At 70.6% G+C, this 19,485-nt stretch carries 21 protein-coding genes; 12 read left to right on the top strand and 9 right to left on the bottom strand.

The window, feature by feature from the left end:
- Positions 1-6 precede the first annotated feature (6 nt).
- Entirely contained in the window at positions 7-717 is a 711-nt protein-coding gene (gene fabG, locus BJ991_RS11570) for a 3-oxoacyl-ACP reductase FabG (RefSeq protein ID WP_179490132.1), read from the bottom strand.
- Between the two features lie 114 nt (positions 718-831).
- Here fabG and BJ991_RS11565 point away from each other — a divergent pair, with 114 nt between their 5' ends.
- The 4 genes from BJ991_RS11565 to BJ991_RS11550 are packed head-to-tail and all read left to right on the top strand — an operon-like array spanning position 832 to position 2,996.
- Positions 832-1,356 (top strand): DUF4190 domain-containing protein, encoded by a 525-nt coding sequence (locus BJ991_RS11565; protein WP_179490130.1) that lies wholly within the window; start codon positions 832-834, stop codon positions 1,354-1,356.
- 55 nt (positions 1,357-1,411) lie between these two features.
- Positions 1,412-1,861, top strand: coding sequence for a DUF3099 domain-containing protein (locus tag BJ991_RS11560; protein ID WP_179490128.1), 450 nt, complete (start codon positions 1,412-1,414; stop codon positions 1,859-1,861).
- Positions 1,858-2,070 carry a hypothetical protein gene (locus BJ991_RS11555; protein WP_179490126.1) on the top strand — a complete coding sequence of 71 codons (213 nt, stop codon included), beginning with the start codon at positions 1,858-1,860 and terminating at the stop codon, positions 2,068-2,070. The genes BJ991_RS11560 and BJ991_RS11555 overlap by 4 nt, the downstream gene beginning before the upstream one ends.
- Complete coding sequence (locus BJ991_RS11550) at positions 2,067-2,996, top strand: SURF1 family cytochrome oxidase biogenesis protein (RefSeq protein ID WP_179490125.1); 930 nt, start codon at positions 2,067-2,069, stop codon at positions 2,994-2,996. Before BJ991_RS11555 ends, BJ991_RS11550 begins: the two co-directional genes overlap by 4 nt.
- Before the next feature lie 9 nt (positions 2,997-3,005).
- Here the strand turns inward: BJ991_RS11550 and BJ991_RS11545 are convergent, their stop codons facing one another.
- Positions 3,006-4,604, bottom strand: a complete 1,599-nt coding sequence (locus tag BJ991_RS11545) for an ATP-binding cassette domain-containing protein (protein WP_179490123.1) — start codon at positions 4,602-4,604, stop codon at positions 3,006-3,008.
- A gap of 114 nt (positions 4,605-4,718) precedes the next feature.
- Here BJ991_RS11545 and BJ991_RS11540 point away from each other — a divergent pair, with 114 nt between their 5' ends.
- From BJ991_RS11540 to BJ991_RS11520, 6 genes are all read left to right on the top strand, one after another.
- The gene (locus BJ991_RS11540; protein WP_179490121.1) at positions 4,719-5,354 is read left to right on the top strand and encodes a biotin transporter BioY; all 636 of its coding nucleotides are present in this window, start codon (positions 4,719-4,721) and stop codon (positions 5,352-5,354) included.
- A 134-nt stretch (positions 5,355-5,488) separates the two neighbouring features.
- Complete coding sequence (locus BJ991_RS11535) at positions 5,489-6,520, top strand: ABC transporter substrate-binding protein (protein ID WP_179490119.1); 1,032 nt, start codon at positions 5,489-5,491, stop codon at positions 6,518-6,520.
- A gap of 19 nt (positions 6,521-6,539) precedes the next feature.
- The gene (locus BJ991_RS18215) at positions 6,540-7,586 is read left to right on the top strand and encodes a FecCD family ABC transporter permease (RefSeq protein ID WP_218852932.1); all 1,047 of its coding nucleotides are present in this window, start codon (positions 6,540-6,542) and stop codon (positions 7,584-7,586) included.
- Positions 7,583-8,656, top strand: a complete 1,074-nt coding sequence (locus BJ991_RS11530; protein WP_425487529.1) for a FecCD family ABC transporter permease — start codon at positions 7,583-7,585, stop codon at positions 8,654-8,656. Before BJ991_RS18215 ends, BJ991_RS11530 begins: the two co-directional genes overlap by 4 nt.
- Entirely contained in the window at positions 8,653-9,558 is a 906-nt protein-coding gene (locus BJ991_RS11525; protein WP_179490115.1) for an ABC transporter ATP-binding protein, read from the top strand. Before BJ991_RS11530 ends, BJ991_RS11525 begins: the two co-directional genes overlap by 4 nt.
- Complete coding sequence (locus tag BJ991_RS11520) at positions 9,542-10,450, top strand: siderophore-interacting protein (protein WP_179490113.1); 909 nt, start codon at positions 9,542-9,544, stop codon at positions 10,448-10,450. The genes BJ991_RS11525 and BJ991_RS11520 overlap by 17 nt, the downstream gene beginning before the upstream one ends.
- An 87-nt stretch (positions 10,451-10,537) precedes the next feature.
- Here the strand turns inward: BJ991_RS11520 and BJ991_RS11515 are convergent, their stop codons facing one another.
- The 7 genes from BJ991_RS11515 to sufB all read right to left on the bottom strand — a co-directional run bounded on the left by BJ991_RS11515 (position 10,538) and on the right by sufB (position 17,238).
- Positions 10,538-11,890, bottom strand: coding sequence for an MFS transporter (locus BJ991_RS11515; protein WP_343048729.1), 1,353 nt, complete (start codon positions 11,888-11,890; stop codon positions 10,538-10,540).
- Between the two features lie 29 nt (positions 11,891-11,919).
- Complete coding sequence (locus tag BJ991_RS11510; protein WP_179490111.1) at positions 11,920-13,080, bottom strand: aminotransferase class I/II-fold pyridoxal phosphate-dependent enzyme; 1,161 nt, start codon at positions 13,078-13,080, stop codon at positions 11,920-11,922.
- Between the two features lie 75 nt (positions 13,081-13,155).
- Positions 13,156-13,485, bottom strand: a complete 330-nt coding sequence (locus tag BJ991_RS11505; protein ID WP_179490109.1) for a metal-sulfur cluster assembly factor — start codon at positions 13,483-13,485, stop codon at positions 13,156-13,158.
- 10 nt (positions 13,486-13,495) lie between these two features.
- Entirely contained in the window at positions 13,496-14,290 is a 795-nt protein-coding gene (sufC, locus tag BJ991_RS11500) for a Fe-S cluster assembly ATPase SufC (RefSeq protein ID WP_179490107.1), read from the bottom strand.
- A gap of 16 nt (positions 14,291-14,306) precedes the next feature.
- Positions 14,307-14,636: a Rieske 2Fe-2S domain-containing protein gene (locus BJ991_RS11495; RefSeq protein ID WP_179490105.1), complete on the bottom strand. Its 330-nt coding sequence runs from the start codon at positions 14,634-14,636 to the stop codon at positions 14,307-14,309.
- Entirely contained in the window at positions 14,633-15,820 is a 1,188-nt protein-coding gene (gene sufD, locus BJ991_RS11490; RefSeq protein WP_179490103.1) for a Fe-S cluster assembly protein SufD, read from the bottom strand. The genes BJ991_RS11495 and sufD overlap by 4 nt, the downstream gene beginning before the upstream one ends.
- A complete protein-coding gene (gene sufB, locus BJ991_RS11485) occupies positions 15,820-17,238 on the bottom strand; it encodes a Fe-S cluster assembly protein SufB (RefSeq protein WP_179490101.1) in 1,419 nt (472 codons plus the stop codon). The genes sufD and sufB overlap by 1 nt, the downstream gene beginning before the upstream one ends.
- Positions 17,239-17,491: 253 nt before the next feature.
- On the opposite strand from sufB, the gene BJ991_RS11480 reads away from it, so the two are divergent.
- Together BJ991_RS11480 and BJ991_RS11475 are read left to right on the top strand one after the other, a co-directional pair.
- Positions 17,492-18,595 carry a COX15/CtaA family protein gene (locus BJ991_RS11480; protein ID WP_343048728.1) on the top strand — a complete coding sequence of 368 codons (1,104 nt, stop codon included), beginning with the start codon at positions 17,492-17,494 and terminating at the stop codon, positions 18,593-18,595.
- A 13-nt stretch (positions 18,596-18,608) separates the two neighbouring features.
- Entirely contained in the window at positions 18,609-19,457 is an 849-nt protein-coding gene (locus BJ991_RS11475) for an oxidoreductase (RefSeq protein ID WP_179490097.1), read from the top strand.
- Positions 19,458-19,485 lie beyond the last annotated feature (28 nt).

Below are 19,485 nucleotides of genomic sequence, written 5' to 3'. Positions count from 1 at the left end.
GCGCGCTCAGTGCCCCATGCCGAGCCCGCCGTCGACCGGGATCACGGCGCCCGAGATATAGGCGGCGTCGTCCGACGCGAGCCACGCGACGACTCCGGCGACCTCATCGGGCGTCGCGAAGCGTCCCGCGGGGATGCTGCGCTTGTACTCGGCCTGCGTGTCTTCCGGGAGCGACGCGGTCATGTCGGTCTCGATGAAGCCGGGCGCGACGACGTTCGCGGTGATGCCGCGTGCACCGAGCTCGCGCGTGAGCGAGCGCGCGAAGCCGACGAGACCAGCCTTCGACGACGCGTAGTTGATCTGGCCGGCCGAGCCGAAGAGGCCGACGACCGAGGAGATGAGGATCACGCGACCCCACTTCGCGCGGAGCATGCCCTTCGATGCGCGCTTGACGACGCGGAACGCGCCCCCGAGGTTCGTCGCGACGACGCTGTCGAAGTCGTCCTCGGTCATGCGCAGCAGCAGCGTGTCCTTCGTGATGCCGGCGTTCGCGACGACGACCTCGACCGGGCCGAGAGCCGCCTCGACCTCGCCGAAGGCGGCGTCGACGGCCGCGGCATCCGTCACGTCCGCTCGCACCGTGAGCGTTCCCTCAGGACCCTCGCCGGAACGTGCGGTCACGGCCACCTTGTAGCCTTCGGCGACGAAGCGCTCGGCGATCGCGCGGCCGATGCCGCGGTTACCGCCGGTGACGAGGACGACGCGATCAATGGGCATGTGTGCTCCCGTGGGGGTGGTGCGCGGGCTGGACCCGCACCAGCCTAGCGGTGCGTCGTTGACACGCCGGGTGGCCGCTGGGACGCTGGAAGCGACCCCGAGAAAGGCCGATCGATGAGCGACAACACCCCGTCCGGCGACGCGCCGCAGTCGCAGCAGCCCGCTCCGCCGCCCGCGTACGAACCGCCTCCCGCTCCTCCGGCGGGCTCCCCCGCCGACTACCCGCCCGCGGGGATCTCCCCGCCCGCTCAGCAGCAGTACCCCGCGGCGTCCACCTATGGACAGCAGCCCGGCTACGGCGCACCCCCGGCATACTCGCAGGCGGGGTATCCGGCCGCGCCCGCCTACGGCGGCGGGTATCCGCAGCGCCGCACGAACTCACTCGCGATCGTGTCCCTCATCGCGGGAATCGCAGGACTCACGCTCGTCCCGTTCATCGGGTCGATCGTCGGCGTCATCACGGGCCACATGTCGCTGTCGCAGCTCAAGACGTCTGGTGAGGAGGGTCGCGGCATCGCGCTCGGCGGCCTCATCACAGGGTACGTCGGAATCGGGCTCGCGGTGCTGGGGCTCCTGGTCGCCCTGGCGTTCCTCCCGGCGCTGTTCGCGGTGATCTCGAACCTTCCCACGAACACCTGAGCGGCGATCCTGCTGCGGATCCGCGGGTCCGCACCCGGCGTAGGCTGGAAGGATCGTGAAGAACTCGAGCAGGGCCCCATCGGCCACGTCGCTGCCGCGTGCACCTCGTGACGATGCCGGGGCGCGCTCGATGAAGTACATCATCATGATGAGCATCCGCGTGGTGTGCTTCATCCTGATGGTCGTCGTCACGCCGTACGGGTGGTACACGTGGGTGTTCGGCGCGGGGGCTGTGATCCTCCCCTACATCGCCGTCGTGATCGCGAACGTCAGCAGCCGACCGCCGGTGGCTTCGGCCGAGAACCCCGAGCTCACGCTCACCGCGGCACCGCCGCCGGCTCCTCCCACGGCCGACAGCTCCTCGGCACACGTGATCCGCATCGAGGAGACGCTCCAGGCGCCCGTGCGCAGGGCCGCCGACGCGGTGCCGCCCGAACATCCCGAGACTCCGGCATCCGCAGCTCCCGAGACGCCCGATGACCGTCGAGAGGACGGCGCCGCGTGATCGAGACTGCCGCCGAGTGCTCGAGAGCCGGATGCCGCGCCACCGCCGTGTGGCGCATCGACTGGCGCAACCCGCGCATCCACTCCGAGGATCGCCGCAAGACGTGGGTGGCGTGCGACGAGCACCGCGATCACCTGCGGGACTTCCTGGCCGCGCGCAGCTTCCCCGTCGAGGTGTCGCGCCTCGCGTCTTCGGAGGCGGCGCGATGAGCCTGAAGACCGCGCGCCCCGCGGTGCGGTGGACCGTCTACGTGCTCGTCGCGGTCGTGTTCGCCGTCACGTGCGCGTTCCTGTCGAACTGGCAGTTCAGCCGGAACGCCGAGCGCGCCGGGCAGCTGGCCCTCGTCGAGCGGAACTACGACGCCGAGCCCGTGCCGCTCGACGCGGCGATCCCCTCCGGCGGTGAGCTCGACGCCGGCGATGAGTGGCTTCCGGTCGAGGTGGTCGGCGAGTACCTCCCCGATGAGCAGCTGCTCGTGCGCAATCGCGCGCACGGCGGAACCGCCGCGTTCGAGGTACTCGTGCCGTTGCTCACCGAGTCCGGACGCGTGCTCGTGATCAACCGCGGATGGGTCCCGCCGGGCAGCGAGCAGCGTCTGCCGGACGAAGTCCCGGAGCCGCCCGGGGGCGAGGTCACCGTCGTCGCGCGCCTTCGCGCCAGTGAGCCCCTGCCCGCGTCGGGCCGCTCGGCCGACGAGGGCCAGGTCCCGACCATCCATCTCCCGCTCATCGCGGAACTCGTCGACCCGGCGATCTCGGGCGATGTCGAGCAGTCGGCATACGGCCTCATGGCGACGGAGACCCCCTCACCGACGCTGCGCCCCCAGTCCGTCGAGGCGCCCTCCGAGGACCCGGGACCGCACCTGTCGTACGCGATCCAGTGGATCCTGTTCGCGATCATGGGGTTCGTCTTCATCGGGTACGTCATCCACACCGAGCGCACACGGCGCCGCGAGGACGCCGGCGCGAGCGAAGGGATCGCGACGGATGCGGCATCGCCCACCGCCGGACACGCGGGCGGTTCCGCGGTCGAGCCGGAGGCGGCATCAGCTTCGCCCTCGGAGGGGCGACGACAGCGCAGGCGCGACCGCGACGCGGAGGACGAGGACGCGATCCTCGACGCGGCGCGGCGCTGACGCGGGCCGTCAGGCCAGCGCGACGAGATCGGCGTAGTCGCGGCCCCACAGGTCCTCGACGCCGTCCGGCAGGATCAGCACCCGTTCGGGGTTGAGGGCCTCCACGGCGCCTTCGTCGTGCGAGACGAGCACGACTGCTCCTTCGTAGTGCGCGAGGGCGCCGAGGATCTCTTCACGCGACGCGGGGTCGAGGTTGTTCGTCGGCTCGTCGAGCAGCAGGACGTTGGCGCTGGACACGACGAGCGTCGCGAGCGACAGCCGCGTCTTCTCGCCGCCCGACAGAACGCCCGCGGGCTTGAGCACGTCGTCGCCCGTGAACAGGAACGAACCGAGCACCTTGCGCGCCTCGGTCGCCGAGATGTCGGGCGCGGCCGACATCATGTTGTCGAGCACCGAACGCGAGACGTCGAGGTTCTCGTGCTCCTGCGCGTAGTACCCGATCTTCAGGCCGTGCCCGGCTTCGACCACACCCGTGTCGGCGGCGTCCACCCCGGCGAGGATGCGCAGCAGCGTCGTCTTGCCGGCACCGTTGAGGCCCAGCACGACGACCTTCGAGCCGCGGTCGATCGCGAGGTCGACGTCGGTGAAGATCTCGAGCGATCCGTACGACTTCGAGAGACCGGATGCCGTGAGCGGCGTGCGCCCGCACGCCGCCGGCTTCGGGAACCGCAGCTTCGCGACCCGGTCCTCCTGCCGGACCTCCTCGAGTCCCGCGAGCAGCTTCTCGGCGCGCGCCATCATCTGGTGCGCCGCCGCGGCCTTCGTCGCCTTCGCGCCGAACTTCGCGGCCTGCTGCTGGAGCGCGGTCGCCTTCTTCTCGGCGTTCGCGCGCTCCTTCTTGCGGCGCTCCTCGTCGGCCGCGCGCTGACGCAGATAGTTCTTCCACGTCATGTTGTAGATGTCGATGACCTGGCGGTTCGCGTCGAGGTAGAACACGCGATTCACGGTCTCGCCGACGAGTTCGACATCGTGCGAGATGACGATGAGCCCGCCCTTGTAGCTCTTGAGGAAGTCCCGCAGCCACACGACGCTGTCGGCGTCGAGGTGGTTCGTCGGCTCGTCGAGGATCATCGTGCCGGCGTCCGAGAACAGGATGCGCGCGAGCTCGATGCGGCGTCGCTGCCCGCCCGAGAGGGTCTTCAGCGGCTGATCGAGGATGCGGTCCGGCAGGGCGAGGTTGTGGGCGATCGACGCGGCCTCGGCCTCGGCGGCGTAGCCGCCCAGTGCCTCGAAGCGCTCGGTGAGGGACGCGTACTTGCGCATTGCGCGGGCCGCGGCATCCGCATCGCCGGATCCCATGGCCTCGGATGCCTCACGCATGCCGATGGCGATCGTGCCGAGCCCGCGCGCGTCGAGGATGCGCGTGCGCGCGAGCATCTCGGGGTCGCCAGACCGGGGATCCTGGGGCAGGTAGCCGATCTCACCGGAGCGGTCGACGCGGCCGGCACTGGGCAGCACATCGCCCGCGAGCACCTTCGTGAGCGTCGTCTTTCCGGCACCGTTTCGACCTACGAGCCCGATCTTGTCGCCGTCGGATACGCGGAACGACACGTCCGACATGAGCACGCGGGCGCCCACGCGGATCTCGAGGTCGTGCACGGCGAGCACAGCGATCGTCCGTTTCGTTGGGGATGGGATACAAGCGGCGCGAGATGGCCAGCCCCCTAGTATAAGTCGCGATGCCGGGCTTCCCCCGACCCGGCCCGTCCACTGAGGAGCCCCATGACCGTCGCCGTCGCCCCGTCGCAGCCCCGCCGCGTCCTCGCCGATGTGATCGCCCGCCCGTCCCACCGCGCCCGCGCCTTCGCCGTCGACGCGTCGCTCGTGGTCGCGGGCGCCGCCGTCGTCGCCCTGCTCGCGCAGGTCGAGATCCCGCTATGGCCCGTCCCCATCACGGGCCAGACGCTCGGCGTCATCGTCGTCGGCGCCGCCCTGGGCGCATGGCGCGGCGCTGCGGCGCTCATGACCTACATGATCGCCGGCCTCGCCGGTCTCCCGGTGTTCGCCGGCTTCACGGGCACGATCGCGGCTCTCGCGAAGCCGAGCTTCGGCTACATCATCGGCTTCGTGCTCGCGGCCTTCGTCGCGGGCTGGTTCGCCGAGCGCGCGTGGGACCGCAAGCCGTGGCTCGCCTTCGTCGGCTTCGCCGTCGCGAGCGTGGTGCCGTTCCTGTTCGGCGTCCCTTACCTCGCCTACATCCTCAACGTCGTGGGCGGCGCGCAGCTGACCTTCCTCCAGGTGCTCGAGGCGGGCGTCTTCCCCTTCATCGTGGGCGGAATCATCAAGGCGCTCATCGCCGCGCTGCTGATCCCGACCGCGTGGGCGCTCGTGCGAAAGGCCGACGCGACGAAGCGCTAGTACACGCGCATCCGTCGCTTCGAGAGGGAGCCCCGGCGTCGGCCGGGGCTCCCTCTTCGTGGGAATCCGATTAGCGGCGACTCGGACGCGTAGGTAAAGTAAGGCTGTCCTTACTCGCTTCCGGAGGTTTGTCCGTGCCCATTTCCCGCTCCGCCACCGCGATCGCGCTCTCCGCCTTGACCGTCCTCGCCCTCGCCGGCTGCGCGACCAGCGCCGCCGACGGCGGTGACGCCGCAGCGAACGAGGCGGATGCCGGTGCCTTCCCCGTCACGATCGAGCACGCCTTCGGCGAGACGACGATCGAGTCCAAGCCCGAGCGTGTCGCGACAGTGGCGTGGTCGAACCAGGAGGTGCCGATCGCGCTCGGCGTCGTGCCGGTGGGCATGGCCGAGGTCACGTGGGGCGACGACGACGGCGACGGCGTGCTCCCGTGGGTGGAGGACGCGCTCGAAGAGATCGGCGCCGAGACCCCCGTGCTGTTCGACGAGACCGACGGCATCGACTTCGAGGCCGTCGCCGACACGCAACCCGATGTCATCCTCGCCGCGTACTCGGGCCTCACGCAGGAGGAGTACGACACGCTGTCGAAGATCGCACCGGTCGTCGCCTACCCCGAGGTGCCGTGGGGCACGTCCTACGAAGACATGATCCGGCTCAACTCGACAGCCCTCGGCCTCGCCGATGAGGGTGACGCGCTCATCGAGGAGCTGAACTCCGAGGTCGACGCGGCGCTCGCCGACTTCCCCGAGCTCGCCGAGTCGAAGGTGCTCTTCTCCTACATCGACCCGTCCGACTTCAGCCAGATCGGCTTCTACACGAGCCTCGACACGCGCCCGGGCTTCCTGGTCGACCTCGGCCTCCCGCTCCCCGCCGTCGTCGAGGAGGAGTCGACCGGAACCGACCAGTTCTACACGACCGTGAGCGCCGAGCAGGCCGACCGCTTCGGCGACGTCGACGTCTTCGTGACCTATGGCGACGCGAGCGGCAGCATCATCGAGCAGCTCCAGGCCGACCCGCTCCTGTCGCAGATCCCCGCGATCGCCGCCGGTCACATCGCGATCCTCGAGGAGTCGACGCCTCTCGCGGCATCCGCCAACCCGTCCCCGCTGTCGATCGGCTGGGGCATCCACGACTACTTCGCGGTCCTCGCCGGCGCGCTGGACTGATCCTCGCAACCAGCCGCCCATGACCGTCACGCAGACTCGCCCCCCGCTGCCGGACACCGCATCCCTGCGGCGCCCGGCAGCGGTGCGGCTGGCGTGGCTCGCGGTGGCGGTCGTGGTCCTCTCGGCGCTGTGCGTGGCATCCGTCGCCTTCGGCGTCCGCGAAGTGTCGATCGACGACATCTTCGCCGGGCTCAGCGGCGACACGAGCGGGGTCGCTGAGGCGGCGGTCGTGGCGCGTCTGCCACGTACGGTGCTCGCGATGCTCGTCGGCGCGGCCCTCGCCCTGGCGGGCGCGTCGCTGCAGGCGGTGACGCGGAACCCGCTCGCCGATCCCGCGATCCTCGGCATCTCGGGCGGCGCGGCTCTCGTCGTCGTGGCGGGCATCGCGTTCTTCGGCCTCTCGGATCCGTACGCGATCATCGCCCTCGCGACGGCAGGTGCGGCGGGGGCGTCGGCGTTCGTCTACGCGGTCGGCTCGCTCGGCCGCGGCGGCGCGACCCCCCTCAAGTTGGCGCTCGCCGGCGCGGCGAGCTCGGCGGCGTTCCTGTCGCTCGTGACCGCGATCCTGCTGCCGCGCATCGACATCGTCGAGCGCTTCCGGTTCTGGCAGATCGGAGGCGTGGGCGGCGCGACGTGGGATCGCATCGGCGTCGCACTGCCGTTCCTCGTCGTGGGCGCGCTCGTGTGCTTCGCATGTGCGCGGGGCATGAACTCGCTGGCGCTCGGCGACGACCTCGCCGCCGGGCTCGGACAGAACGTCGCCCGCACGCGCGTGATCTCGTTCGTGGGCGCGGTCATCCTGTGCGGCGCCGCCACGGCGATCGCGGGCCCCATCGGGTTCGTCGGCCTCATCGTGCCTCACATCTGCCGTCTGCTCGTCGGCACCGATCACCGCTGGCTGCTGCCGTTCACCGCGGTCTCGGGAGCGGCGCTCCTCGTCGCGGCCGACGTCGTGGGCCGGCTCATCGCGCGCCCGGACGAGGTCGAGGTCGGCGTCATCACGGCGCTCATCGGGGCGCCGTTCTTCATCTGGATCGTCCGCCGGCAGAAGGTGCGCGAGCTGTGACCGCCCCGACGAGCCTCGACACCCCCGTTGCCGCCCACGGGACATTCGCCGCATCCGCGATCGCGGCGTCCCGCCGTCGTCGGGTGCGCCGTAGCGCCCTCATCACCGCGGGGCTGGGCGCTGCGATCGTCGTCGTGTTCGCCCTGTCGCTCATGATCGGCCGCACGCTCTACACGCCGCTCGAAGTGCTCGATGTGCTGGCGGGCCACATGATTCCGGGCGCGTCGTTCACCGTCGGCGAGCTGAGGCTGCCGCGCGCCGCGCTGGGGCTGCTCGCCGGGTTCTCGTTCGGCATCGCGGGCGTGACCTTCCAGACGATGCTGCGCAACCCGCTCGCCTCCCCCGACATCATCGGCATCTCGTCGGGTGCGACGGCCGCGGCGGTCTTCGGCATCGTCGTCCTGTCGCAGGGCGAGACCGCCGTGTCGCTGCTCGCGCTCGGCGGCGCGCTCGTCTCAGCGTTCGCGATCTACCTGCTGTCGAACAAGGGCGGCTTCGCGGGCACGCGGCTGATCCTCATCGGCATCGGCGTCGCGGCGATGCTCGACGCCGCTGTGACGTACCTGTTGTCGAAGGCCGCGGCGTGGGACCTGCAGGCCGCGCTCCGCTGGATCACGGGAAGTCTCAACGGCGCGAGCTGGCCGACCGTGCTCCCACTCGCGATCGCGTGCATCGTGGTCGTGCCCGCCCTGCTCAGCCAGAGTCGCAACCTCGGCGTTCTCCGGCTCGGCGACGACTCCGCCGCGGGGCTCGGCGTACGCGTCACTCCGTCCCGCGTCGTCGCGATCCTCGCGGCGGTCACGCTGCTCGCGTTCGCGACGGCGGCGACCGGCCCCATCGCATTCGTCGCCTTCATGGCCGGCCCCATCGCCGCGCGCGTCGTGGGCTCGGGCTCCGCACTCCTCCTGCCGTCGGGCTTCATCGGCGCGCTGCTCGTGCTCGTCGCCGACCTCATCGGCCAGTTCGCGTTCGACGCTCGCTACCCCGTCGGCGTGATCACCGGCGTCGTCGGCGCTCCCTACCTCATCTACCTCCTCATCAGGACGAACCGCTCCGGAGGCTCGCTATGACGGTCTCGCATTCGCTCTCGGCCGAGTCGCTCACGCTCGGCTACGGGGACCGAGTCATCATCGAAGGGCTCGACCTGCAGATCCCGCCGGGTCGCATCACAGCGATTGTGGGCGCCAACGGATGCGGCAAGTCCACGCTCCTGCGCGCGCTCGCGCGGCTCATCCCGGCTCGCTCCGGACAGGTCGTCCTCGACGGCAAGGCCCTCCACTCCCGGCCCACGAAGGAGGTCGCGCGCATGCTCGGCCTCCTGCCGCAGAGCCCGATCGCGCCGGAGGGGATCGCCGTCGCCGACCTCGTCGGCCGCGGCCGGCATCCGCACCAGAAGCTGCTCGCGCGCTGGAGCGCGCGCGACTACGAGGTCGTGGCGCAATCGCTCGACGCGACCGGCACGTCGGACCTCGCCGACCGCGCCGTCGACGAGCTCTCCGGTGGGCAGCGCCAGCGCGTGTGGATCGCCATGGCCCTCGCGCAGGAGACCGACATCCTCCTCCTCGACGAGCCGACGACGTTCCTCGATGTCGCCCACCAGGTCGAGGTGCTCGATCTGCTCACCGACCTCAATCGCGAGCGCGGCACGACGATCGTCATGGTCCTGCACGACATAAACATGGCCGCCCGCTACGCGGACCACCTGTACGCCCTCCGCGACGGCCGCGTCGTCGCGAGCGGCGCGCCGAGCGAGGTCGTCACGAGCGAGCTCATCCGCGATGTCTTCGAGCTCGACGCACTCGTCGTGCCCGATCCCGTGTCGGGTGCGCCGATCGTCCTCCCCCGCGGGCGCCACCACATCGTCAGCGCCGAGACTTCGGGCGCCGAGCGGGCGACCGCCGAGCACATCGCGGGCCCCGCGAACGCACCGACCCCCGTCACGACAGGAGCACCGCATGGCCTCCCCGGGTGATGCCCACCGATTCTTCCGCGCCACCGTGAAGGCGGTCGCCGACGTGACGCCGAGCTTCCGGAGGTTCACGTTCGGCGGCGACGACCTCGCACACTACGGCGATCCGGGCTTCGACCAGCGCATCAAGATCGTCTTCCCCACCGCGACGGTCGGCATCGACGCGATGCCGACGGGCGAGGACTGGTACACGCAGTGGCGCGCCCTCCCCGAGGACCTGCGGCCCCCGTTCCGCACCTACACGACGCGCTACGTGCGGAACCACGCGAGCGAGGTCGACGTCGACATGGTCGCGCACGAGGTCATCGGTCCGGCGTCGGAGTGGATCGCGAGCGCGCGCGTCGGCGACGAAGTACTCATCTTCGCGCCGACGACCGCGCACACGGGAGTCAGCTACGGCGTCGACTTCGTGCCTCCGGCGCACGTCGACGACATCCTCCTCGCGGGCGACGAGACCGCCGCGCCCGCGATCGCCGCGATCCTCGAGCAGCTTCCGCGCGATGCCCGCGGGGTCGTCGTGCTCGAGGTGCCCGAAGAGGGCGACACCGGCTACCTGCCGCGGCATCCGGGCTTCGAGTATCGTGTCGGAGCGCGCGGAGGGACCCATCGACACGGCCACCTCGTGGTGTCCGTGACGGATGCGGCGACCGCCCTGACCCCGCCCGGGCACGGCGCCGACGTCGAAGAGGTCGACATCGACGAGGGCCTCCTGTGGGAGGTGCCCCGCACGGCGAAGGGCGGCGCGGCGCTCAAGCGCGCACGTCTCTACGCGTGGCTCGCGGGCGAGGCCGGCGCGATCAAGACCCTCCGCCGGCACCTCGTCACCGACCGCGGCGTCGATCGCCGTGCGGTGGCGTTCATGGGGTACTGGAGGGTCGGCCGGGCCGAGAATTGAGTCGACGCGGATCACGGCGCGCAGCGCCTTGGAGGGCGTCGACTCAAGGCTGAGCGAGCAAAGCGAGACGAAGCCTGAGCCCCCGGCCTACTGCGCCTCCGCGCGAGCTTCGTGCGCGTGCCCCAGCCGAAGCCCCGGCACGAGCGCGAGCAGAGCCAGTCCCGCGGCGAGGATGAAGACCGCCGGGAACGCGGCATCCGTCGCGATGAGCGTCGTGAAGACGATGCCCATGACGGCGATCGCCGTCGCCGCGCCCACCGAGTCCGAGATCGACAGCGCCGACGAGTTGAAGCCCTGATCGCGCGGTGTCGAGTACGCGAGCGTGAGCACCGTCAGCCGTGGGTACATGAGCCCCATCCCCGAGCCGGCGAACGCCCAGCCGACGACCACGAACACGGGATGCAGGTGCAGCGTCGCGGACAGCGCCGCGATCGCGGTCGCCAGCGCGAGCTGGGCAACGCCGAAGATCGTGATGCGCGTGTTGCCGATGCGGTCGCCGAACCGGCCCTGGACGTCGGCGGCCGCCGCCCACGTGAGGGCCGCCGCGGTGAGACCGAGACCGGCCCACGTCGGCGAGAAGTCGTACTCGTCGATGAGCAGGTACGGGATGTAGACCTCGGCACCGAAGAGCGCCCCCGCGATGAGACCGCGCATGAGCACGACGCTCGGCAGGCCGCGTGCGGCGGTGAGCGTGCGGCGCGGTAGCAGCGGTCGCACCGCGAACCCGATGACGAGCACGGATGCCACGACCGTCGGCACGGCGAACGGCCCGAGCTCGCCGGCGAGACTGAGCGCCAGCGCGCCGATCGCGACGGCGACGGCGCATGCGAGCCGCGGGCCGATCCGGGCGGTCGACGGATGCTCCGTGTCGAGCGCAGTTCCCCACAGTCGCGTCGCGACCATGATGTACGCGAGCACCGTGAGCGCTGCCACCCCGAGGAAGACCCACCGCCAGTGGATGTACTCGGTGACCGCTCCCGCGAGGAACGGGCCGATGAGCGAGGGCACGACCCACGCGGCGGAGAACGCCGCGAACACCCGGCCGTGGATCGCGGGCGGGTACACGCGCGCGACGACGACATAGAGGGCGACGGTCTGGCCGCCCGTTCCGAGGCCCTGGATGAGCCGCCCGACGACGAGCACCTCCATGGTCGGCGCGAGCCCCGCGACGATGAGGCCGCCGACGAAGAGGATGACGGATGCCGTGAGCGGCCACACCGGCCCGGACCGGTCGCTCCAGGCACCGACCGCGACCATCCCGATGACACCCGTGGCGAGCGTGCCCGAGAACGCGATCGCGTACAGCGCGGCACCGTCGAGGTCGGCGCTCACGACGGGCATCACCGTCGTCACGGCGAGGGACTGCATCGCCGCGAGGAAGATCATCGCGACCGCGCCCACCGTCACCCACACGAACTGCGGGCTCCAGATCCCGGCCACGCTGGGCGGCGACGCGGGCGTCGGAGAGGTCACGATGCGGCCAGCGCGCCGATCCGCGCGACGGCCTCTCGCAGAAGGTCGGGGTCGCACCCGAAGTTGACGCGCACGTGCCCCTTGCCCTCGTCGCCGAAGTGCGGTCCGAAGTGGAGGGCGACTTTCGCCTCACGCAGGATCTTCGTCGCGGGATTGTCGCCCCATCCGAGCGCGGACAGATCGACCCAAGCGAGGAATCCCGCGTCGGGGATGCGGAAGCGCGCACCAGGAACGTGCTCGGCGAGCAGGTCGGCGAGCAGCCGGCGGTTGGCGTCCAGCGCCGCGAGCTCGGCGTCGAGCCACGCGTCGCTTTCCTGCGAGAACGCCGCCACACCGGCGAGCGCACCGAAGAGGCCTGTGCGCCACTCGACCTCGGCCGGCATGTCGCGCACGACCCGCGTGGTCTCCTCCGATGCCGTGATCATGAGCGCGCACTTGAGGCCGGCGAGGTTGTACGCCTTGCTCGCGCTCGTCACGGCGTAGCCCACCTGGGCGGCCTCGTCGGACGCCGCCAGGAACGGCGTGAACGTCGCATCCCTGTGCGTGAGCGGGGCGTGGATCTCGTCGCTCACGACGACCGCGTCATGAGCCGCGGCGATGTGCGCCAGCTCGGCGAGGCTCTCGCGGCTGTGCGCCGTGCCGGTCGGGTTGTGCGGGTTGCACAGCAGCACGGCGCGCGCACCGTCCGCGAGGGCGGCTTCGATGCCCGCGAGGTCGAGCTCCCACCGGTCGCCCGTGTCGCGCAGCGGCACGCGCTCGACGACCGCATCGGCCTCGGGCACGCAGTCGTAGAAGGGCGGGTACACCGGCGGCGTGACGATGACGCGATCGCCCGGCTTCGTGACCCGGCGCAGGATCTCGACGACCCCCATCATGACGTCGACGGTCGACCGCACGCGGGCCGGGTCGACGGCCCAGCCGAAGCGACGGCGCGCGAAGGTCGCGAAGGCGTCGCGGATGCCGGGGTCGGGCGGGGTATAGCCGGTGTCGCCCAAGGCGACCGCCCGCGCGAGTCGCTGGGTGATCGCGGGCGCGAGCGGGAAGTCGGTCTCGGCGACGAACATGGGGATCACGTCCGGCCCGTAGGTGCGCCACTTGGTGCTCGAGCGTTCGCGGAGCTGGTCGATCGGAAGGGCCTGCAAGGGGGTCACGCTCACTCCTCGAGCCTATCGAGGGCAGACGGATGCCCCGTCCGCCCCGTCACCGGGCGACACCGGTCTGCGGAAGCCGCGTCAGATCGCGAAGCCGAGCGCCCGCATCATGTCGCGGCCGTCGTCGGTGATGCGCTCCGGGCCCCACGGCGGCATCCACACCCAGTTGATGCGGAACCGCTCGACGACCTCATCGAGAGCCTGCGCGGTCTGCTCCTCGAGCACGTCGGTCAGGGGGCATCCGGCGGAGGTCAGCGTCATGTGGATGACCAGCGCGTCGTTCTCGTCGTCCCAAGCCAGGTCGTACACGAGTCCGAGGTCGACGACGTTGATCCCCAGTTCGGGGTCCATGACGTCCTTGAGGGCCTCGGTGACCTCGTCGTACTTCTCCGGGCTGAGCGTCGCGGTCATATCCGTGATCCTACGCTTCGCTGACCACGGGGGCGTCGGCGGGCTCCTCCTCGCCCTCGGGCAGGTAGCGGTCGTAGCCCTCGTCCTCGAGGCGGTCGGCGAGCTCGGGGCCACCTTCCTCGACGATCCGTCCGCCCACCATGACGTGGACGTAGTCCGGGTGGATGTAGCGGAGGATGCGCGTGTAGTGCGTGATCAGCAGCACGCCGAGGTTCGACTCGGCCTTCGCGCGGTTCACTCCCTCGGACACGACCTTGAGCGCGTCGACGTCGAGGCCCGAGTCGGTCTCGTCGAGCACGGCGATCTGCGGCTTCAGAAGCTCGAGCTGGAGGATCTCGTGGCGCTTCTTCTCACCGCCCGAGAAGCCCTCGTTGACGTTGCGCTGCGCGAACTTCGAGTCCATGCGCAGGTTCTTCATGGCCGACTTGACGTCCTTCGTCCACGTGCGGATCGAGGGCGCCTCGCCGTCGATCGCGGTCTTCGCGGTGCGCAGGAAGTTCGTGACCGTGACGCCCGGGATCTCGACCGGGTATTGCATCGCGAGGAAGAGCCCGGCGCGGGCGCGTTCGTCGACCGACATCGCGAGGACGTCCTCGCCGTCGAGCGTGATCGAGCCGCTCGTCACGTTGTACTTGGGGTGACCCGCGATCGTGTACGCGAGCGTGGACTTGCCCGAACCGTTCGGGCCCATGATGGCGTGGGTCTCGCCGGTGCGGATGGTGAGCGTCACGCCGTTGAGGATGGGGGTGATGCCGGCATCCGTCTCGACCGTCACATGCAGGTCGCGGATCTCGAGGACAGACATTCGTTCGATACCTTCTTCAGTTCAGTGCGAGCTTGACGGCCGGGTCGACGAGCACGTCGTCGCCGTCGATCGTGACCTGGAACACCGGGACGGGCTCGTAGGCCGGGAGGTTGAGGGGCTTGCCGGTGCGCAGCGAGAACGCCGAGCCGTGCGCCCAGCACTCCACCGTGTCGCCGTCGACGAAGCCCTCCGACAGCGAGATGTCGCCGTGCGTGCAGGTGTCGCCGATCGCATGGACCTCGCCGTTCGAGTCGAGCACGACCGCCATCGCGACCCCGTCGACCTCGAAGCGACGCGCTTCGTCCTGCACGAGCTCGCCGAGCGAGCAGATGCGCTGCGCCGTCACCGCGCGACCTCCAGCGCGAGCTCGGTCTCGATCGCGGCGAGCAGCTCCTGCTCGAGCTCGGGCACGCCCACCTTCTGGACGATCTCGGAGAGGAACCCGAGGACGACCATGCGTCGTGCCTCGTCTTCGGGGATGCCCCGCGCCTGCAGGTAGAAGAGCTGCTCGTCGTCGAAGCGGCCGGTCGCCGACGCGTGGCCGGCGCCGCGGATGTCGCCCGTCTCGATCTCGAGGTTCGGGGTGGACTCGGCGCGGGCGCCGTCGGTGAGCACGAGGTTGCGGTTCGCCTCGTACGAGTCGGTGCCCACGGCGTCGGGGCCGATCAGCACGTCGCCGACCCACACGCTGCGCGCCCCCTCGCCCTGCAGCGCTCCCTTGTAGAGCACGTCGCCGGTCGTCTCGGCGCCCTTGTGGAAGAGGTATACCTGGCTCTCGAGGTGCTGCCCCGAGTCGGAGTAGCTGAGGCCGTAGAGCTCCGCCCGCGAGCCCGTGCCCGCCAGCTCGACGTTCGGGTTCACGCGCACGATCGCTCCCCCGAAGCTCACCACGATGTGGCGGAGCGTCGCATCGCGCGACACGCGGGCCTGGTGCGATGCGGCGTGGGCGGCGTCGTCGTCCCACTGCTGGACCGTGATGACCTCGAGGTGGGCGCCGTCGCGGACGATGATCTCGACGTTCTGCGCGAACTGGGCGCTGCCCACGTGGCGGAGCACGACGGTGCCGCGGCTGTTGACGCCCGCCTCGATCACGATGTGCGCGTGGGCGAGCAGGGCGGTGGCGGCGCCGACGGCCTCGACGACGACGGGCTCGTCGAGCTCGGCATCCGCCGGGATCGACAGGTACAGGGCCTCGGCCGAGCGCGACCACGCGACCGCGGCAGGAAGGTCCTCGGGGGTGAAGACCTCGCCGCGCGGCGCGGCTCCGGCTTGGAGTCCGGCGGCCGCGAGGGGCCCGGAGACCGAGATCGCCACAGCGCCCTCGTCGCCTGCCTCGTCGACGAAGAGGCGCGCGAGCCGGTCGACCGGAGTGTGCTTCCAGTTGACCTCGCGGCCGGTCGGCTTCTCGAATGCGGCGGGGTCGTACGACCGGAACCGCTCGGAACGGGTCTGCACGGGAACGAATGCGCCCGCGCCATCGGAGTGGCCCTTCGCGCCGGGGACGGTCGGGGCCGAAGTCACGGAGCTCACTAGCCGACGGATCCTTCCATGCCCATCTCGATGAGCTTGTTGAGTTCGAGCGCGTACTCCATCGGCAGCTCACGTGCGATGGGCTCGATGAAGCCGCGCACGATCATCGCCATCGCCTCGTCCTCCGGCATGCCGCGACTCATCAGATAGAACAGCTGCTCCTCGCTGACCTTCGAGACGGTCGCCTCGTGGCCGAGCTGAACGTCGTCGACCCGGATGTCGATCGCGGGGTACGTGTCGGAGCGGGAGATCGTGTCGACGAGCAGCGCGTCGCAGCGGACGGTGTTCGCCGAGTGGTGGGCGTTCGCGTCGACGCGGACCTCGCCGCGGTAGCCGGCGCGACCGCCGCCGCGCGCGATCGACTTCGAGACGATCGACGACTGCGTGTACGGCGCCATGTGGATCATCTTGGCGCCGGCGTCCTGGTGCTGGCCGGGACCCGCGAAGGCGACCGAGAGCGTCTCGCCCTTCGCGTGCTCGCCCATGAGGAAGATCGACGGGTACTTCATCGTGACCTTCGAGCCGATGTTGCCGTCGACCCACTCCATGGTCGCGCCCTCGTGGGCGACGGCGCGCTTCGTCACGAGGTTGTAGACGTTGTTCGACCAGTTCTGGATCGTCGTGTAGCGCACACGCGCGTTCTTCTTGACGATGATCTCGACGACGGCCGAGTGCAGCGAGTCGCTCTTGTAGATCGGGGCGGTGCAGCCCTCGATGTAGTGCACGTACGAGCCCTCGTCGGCGATGATGAGCGTCCGCTCGAACTGGCCCATGTTCTCGGTGTTGATGCGGAAGTACGCCTGGAGCGGGATCTCGACATGCACGCCCTTCGGCACGTACACGAACGAGCCGCCGGACCACACCGCGGTGTTGAGCGCGGCGAACTTGTTGTCGCCCGCCGGGATCACGGTGCCGAAGTACTCCTCGAAGAACTCGGGGTGCTCGCGCAGCGCCGTGTCGGTGTCGAGGAAGATGACGCCCTGCGCCTCGAGGTCCTCGCGGATCTGGTGGTAGACGACCTCGGACTCGTACTGCGCGGCGACGCCGGCGACGAGCCGCTGGCGCTCGGCCTCGGGGATGCCGAGACGCTCATACGTGTTGCGGATGTCCTCGGGCAGGTCCTCCCACGACTGGGCCTGCTTCTCTGTCGACCGCACGAAGTACTTGATGTTGTCGAAGTCGATCTCGCTGAGGTCGGCGCCCCACGTCGGCATGGGCTTGCGTGCGAAGAGCTGAAGACCCTTGAGACGGTTCTTCAGCATCCACTCGGGCTCGGCCTTCAGCGCGGAGATGTCGCGCACGACGGCTTCGTTGAGACCGCGCCTCGCGCTCGCGCCGGCGGCGTCGGCATCGTGCCAGCCGAACTCATACACCCCCAGCCCTTCGAGCTCGGGGCGGTCGATCAGCACATCCGACATCGTCACACTCTCCTCCGGGCCTCAACGGTGTCATCCGCCCCAGCACCCGGTCTCCGCGGTGGAGTTACCGCGGGCGGATGCCGCTGGTGGGCCCTCTCAAGTGGCGCCGTCCTTCGCGCCTAGACTGTCATCGATGCGTTGCGCCTCGCGCACCCGCGTCCGACCCCTCGATTCTACAGGTTCCCCTCCGACCCGGCTCGACGCCACCGGCGCGATCGGATCGGACGCGGAGCCCACTCCCAGGAGGAGCACCGTGTCTTCCCCCACGCGTCCCGGCAGGTGGCTGCTGATCGCGGCGTGGCTGTCGTTCGTCGCCGAGGTCGTCATCATCGGCACGGGTGGAGCGGTCCGGCTCACCGGCTCCGGCCTGGGGTGCTCGGAGTGGCCGCTGTGCACGCCCGAATCGCTCGTCCCGACCGAAGAGCTGGGCATCCACGGGTTCATCGAGTTCGGCAATCGTACCCTGACGGGCGTCGTCGGCGTGCTGGCGCTCGCCGTGCTCGTCCTGACCTTCCTGCACGTGCGCTCACGCCGCGGGCTGCGCCTGACGATCTGGTTCGCGGCGGGGGGAATCGTCGCGGGTGTCGCGGCCGCGGTCATCGCCGGCGCCTTCGCCGCGCCCGCGTTCGTCGTCTTCTCGTCGGTGGTGCTCGTCGCCGTCATCGCCGCGGCGATCGTGACGGTGCGCACCGTCTCTGAGCGCAGAGACCTCGTCGTGCTCGCGTGGATCGTGGTGGCGGGCGTCGTGGCGCAGGCCCTCGTCGGCGGCATCACGGTGCTGACGGGCCTCAACCCGTTCATCGTCGGCTTCCACTACGTGTCGTCGGTCGTGCTCGTCGCGGTGACGGCCGCGTACCTCGTGCGCGCCTACGACGGTCCCGGGCCGCGCGAGCGCGCCGTGCCGGTGTGGTTCGCGGTCCTCACGCACCTGACGACCGCCGCCCTCGCCGTCACGCTCGCGTTCGGCGTGCTGACGACCGCGAACGGCCCGCACTCGGGCGACGCGAACGTCATCCGCACGGGATTCGACGCATCCGTGCTCGCGCACGTGCACTCGGTCCCCGGCTACGTCCTCGGCGGGCTGCTCGTGCTGCTCGTGGGCGCCGGGGCCGTCCTCCGCCTCCCCACCCTTCGCTGGTCGATCGCGCTCCTGGCGGTTGTGGTCGCGCAGATCGTCGTCGGCGTGTACCAGGCGCGCGAAGGCCTTCCGCCGATCGCGGTCGGCATCCACATGGTGCTCGCGGCCCTGGCCGCCGCGGCGATGACGGTGGTCGTGCTGCGCCTCAAGCGCCCGGTCGCGCCCGTGGCCGGCGTCGACGAGGGCGACCGGGTCGAGGCATCCGCCTCTTCGAACTGAGAGAATCGGCGGCATGAGCGCCTCGCGTCCTGTCGCCATCGTGACCGGCGCGTCTTCGGGCATCGGCGCCGCCACGGCCGAGCGTCTGGCCCGCGACGGATTCACGGTGTACGCGGCGGCGCGGCGGATCGAACGGATGCAGGGGCTCGAGGCCTCCGGAATCAACGTCGTCGCGCTCGACGTGACCGACGATCCCGCATCGACGGCGTTCGTCGAGCGCGTCCTCGCCGAGCGGGGCCGCATCGACGCGCTCGTGAACAACGCGGGTTACGGCGCCTATGGGGCGTTCGAGGAGATTCCGCTCGACGAGGCGCGCCGGCAGTTGGACGTCAACCTCTTCGCGCTCGCGCGGCTGACGCAGCTCGTGCTCCCGTCGATGCGCGAGCGGCGCTCCGGCACGATCGTCAACATCTCGTCGATCGGCGGCAGGATCACCACGCCGCTGGGCTCGTGGTACCACGCGAGCAAGTTCGCGGTGGAGGGACTCAGCGACGCCCTGCGGATCGAGGTCGCGCCGTTCGGCATCCGCGTCGTCGTGATCGAGCCGGGCGCGATCGAGACCGAGTGGGGCGGCATCGCCCGCGCATCGGCCCTCGAGACCTCGGGCACGGGACCGTACCGGCCGCTCGTCGAGAGCGCGACGGCGTTCCTCGAGGCCTCGGATCGGCCGGGTCGCGCCTCTCCCCCATCGGTCGTCGCCGACGCGATCGCACGCGCCGTCGCCGCGAAGCATCCGCGCACTCGGTACGCCGTCGGGTCCCAGGCGCGCCTCGCCGTGGGCGCGAGACGGCTGCTGCCCGATCGCGTGTTCGACCGCGTCATCTCGCGGGTGTTCCTCGGCGGAATGCGCCCGCCGCGCTGAGCGCCGCCGGCGACGGCGCGTGGTCGAT

It is taken from the genome of Microbacterium immunditiarum (assembly GCF_013409785.1).
In the GTDB taxonomy this organism is placed as follows: domain Bacteria; phylum Actinomycetota; class Actinomycetes; order Actinomycetales; family Microbacteriaceae; genus Microbacterium; species Microbacterium immunditiarum.
Note: the sequence above shows the minus strand (reverse complement) of the source record. Positions and strands in the feature narration are given on the sequence as shown.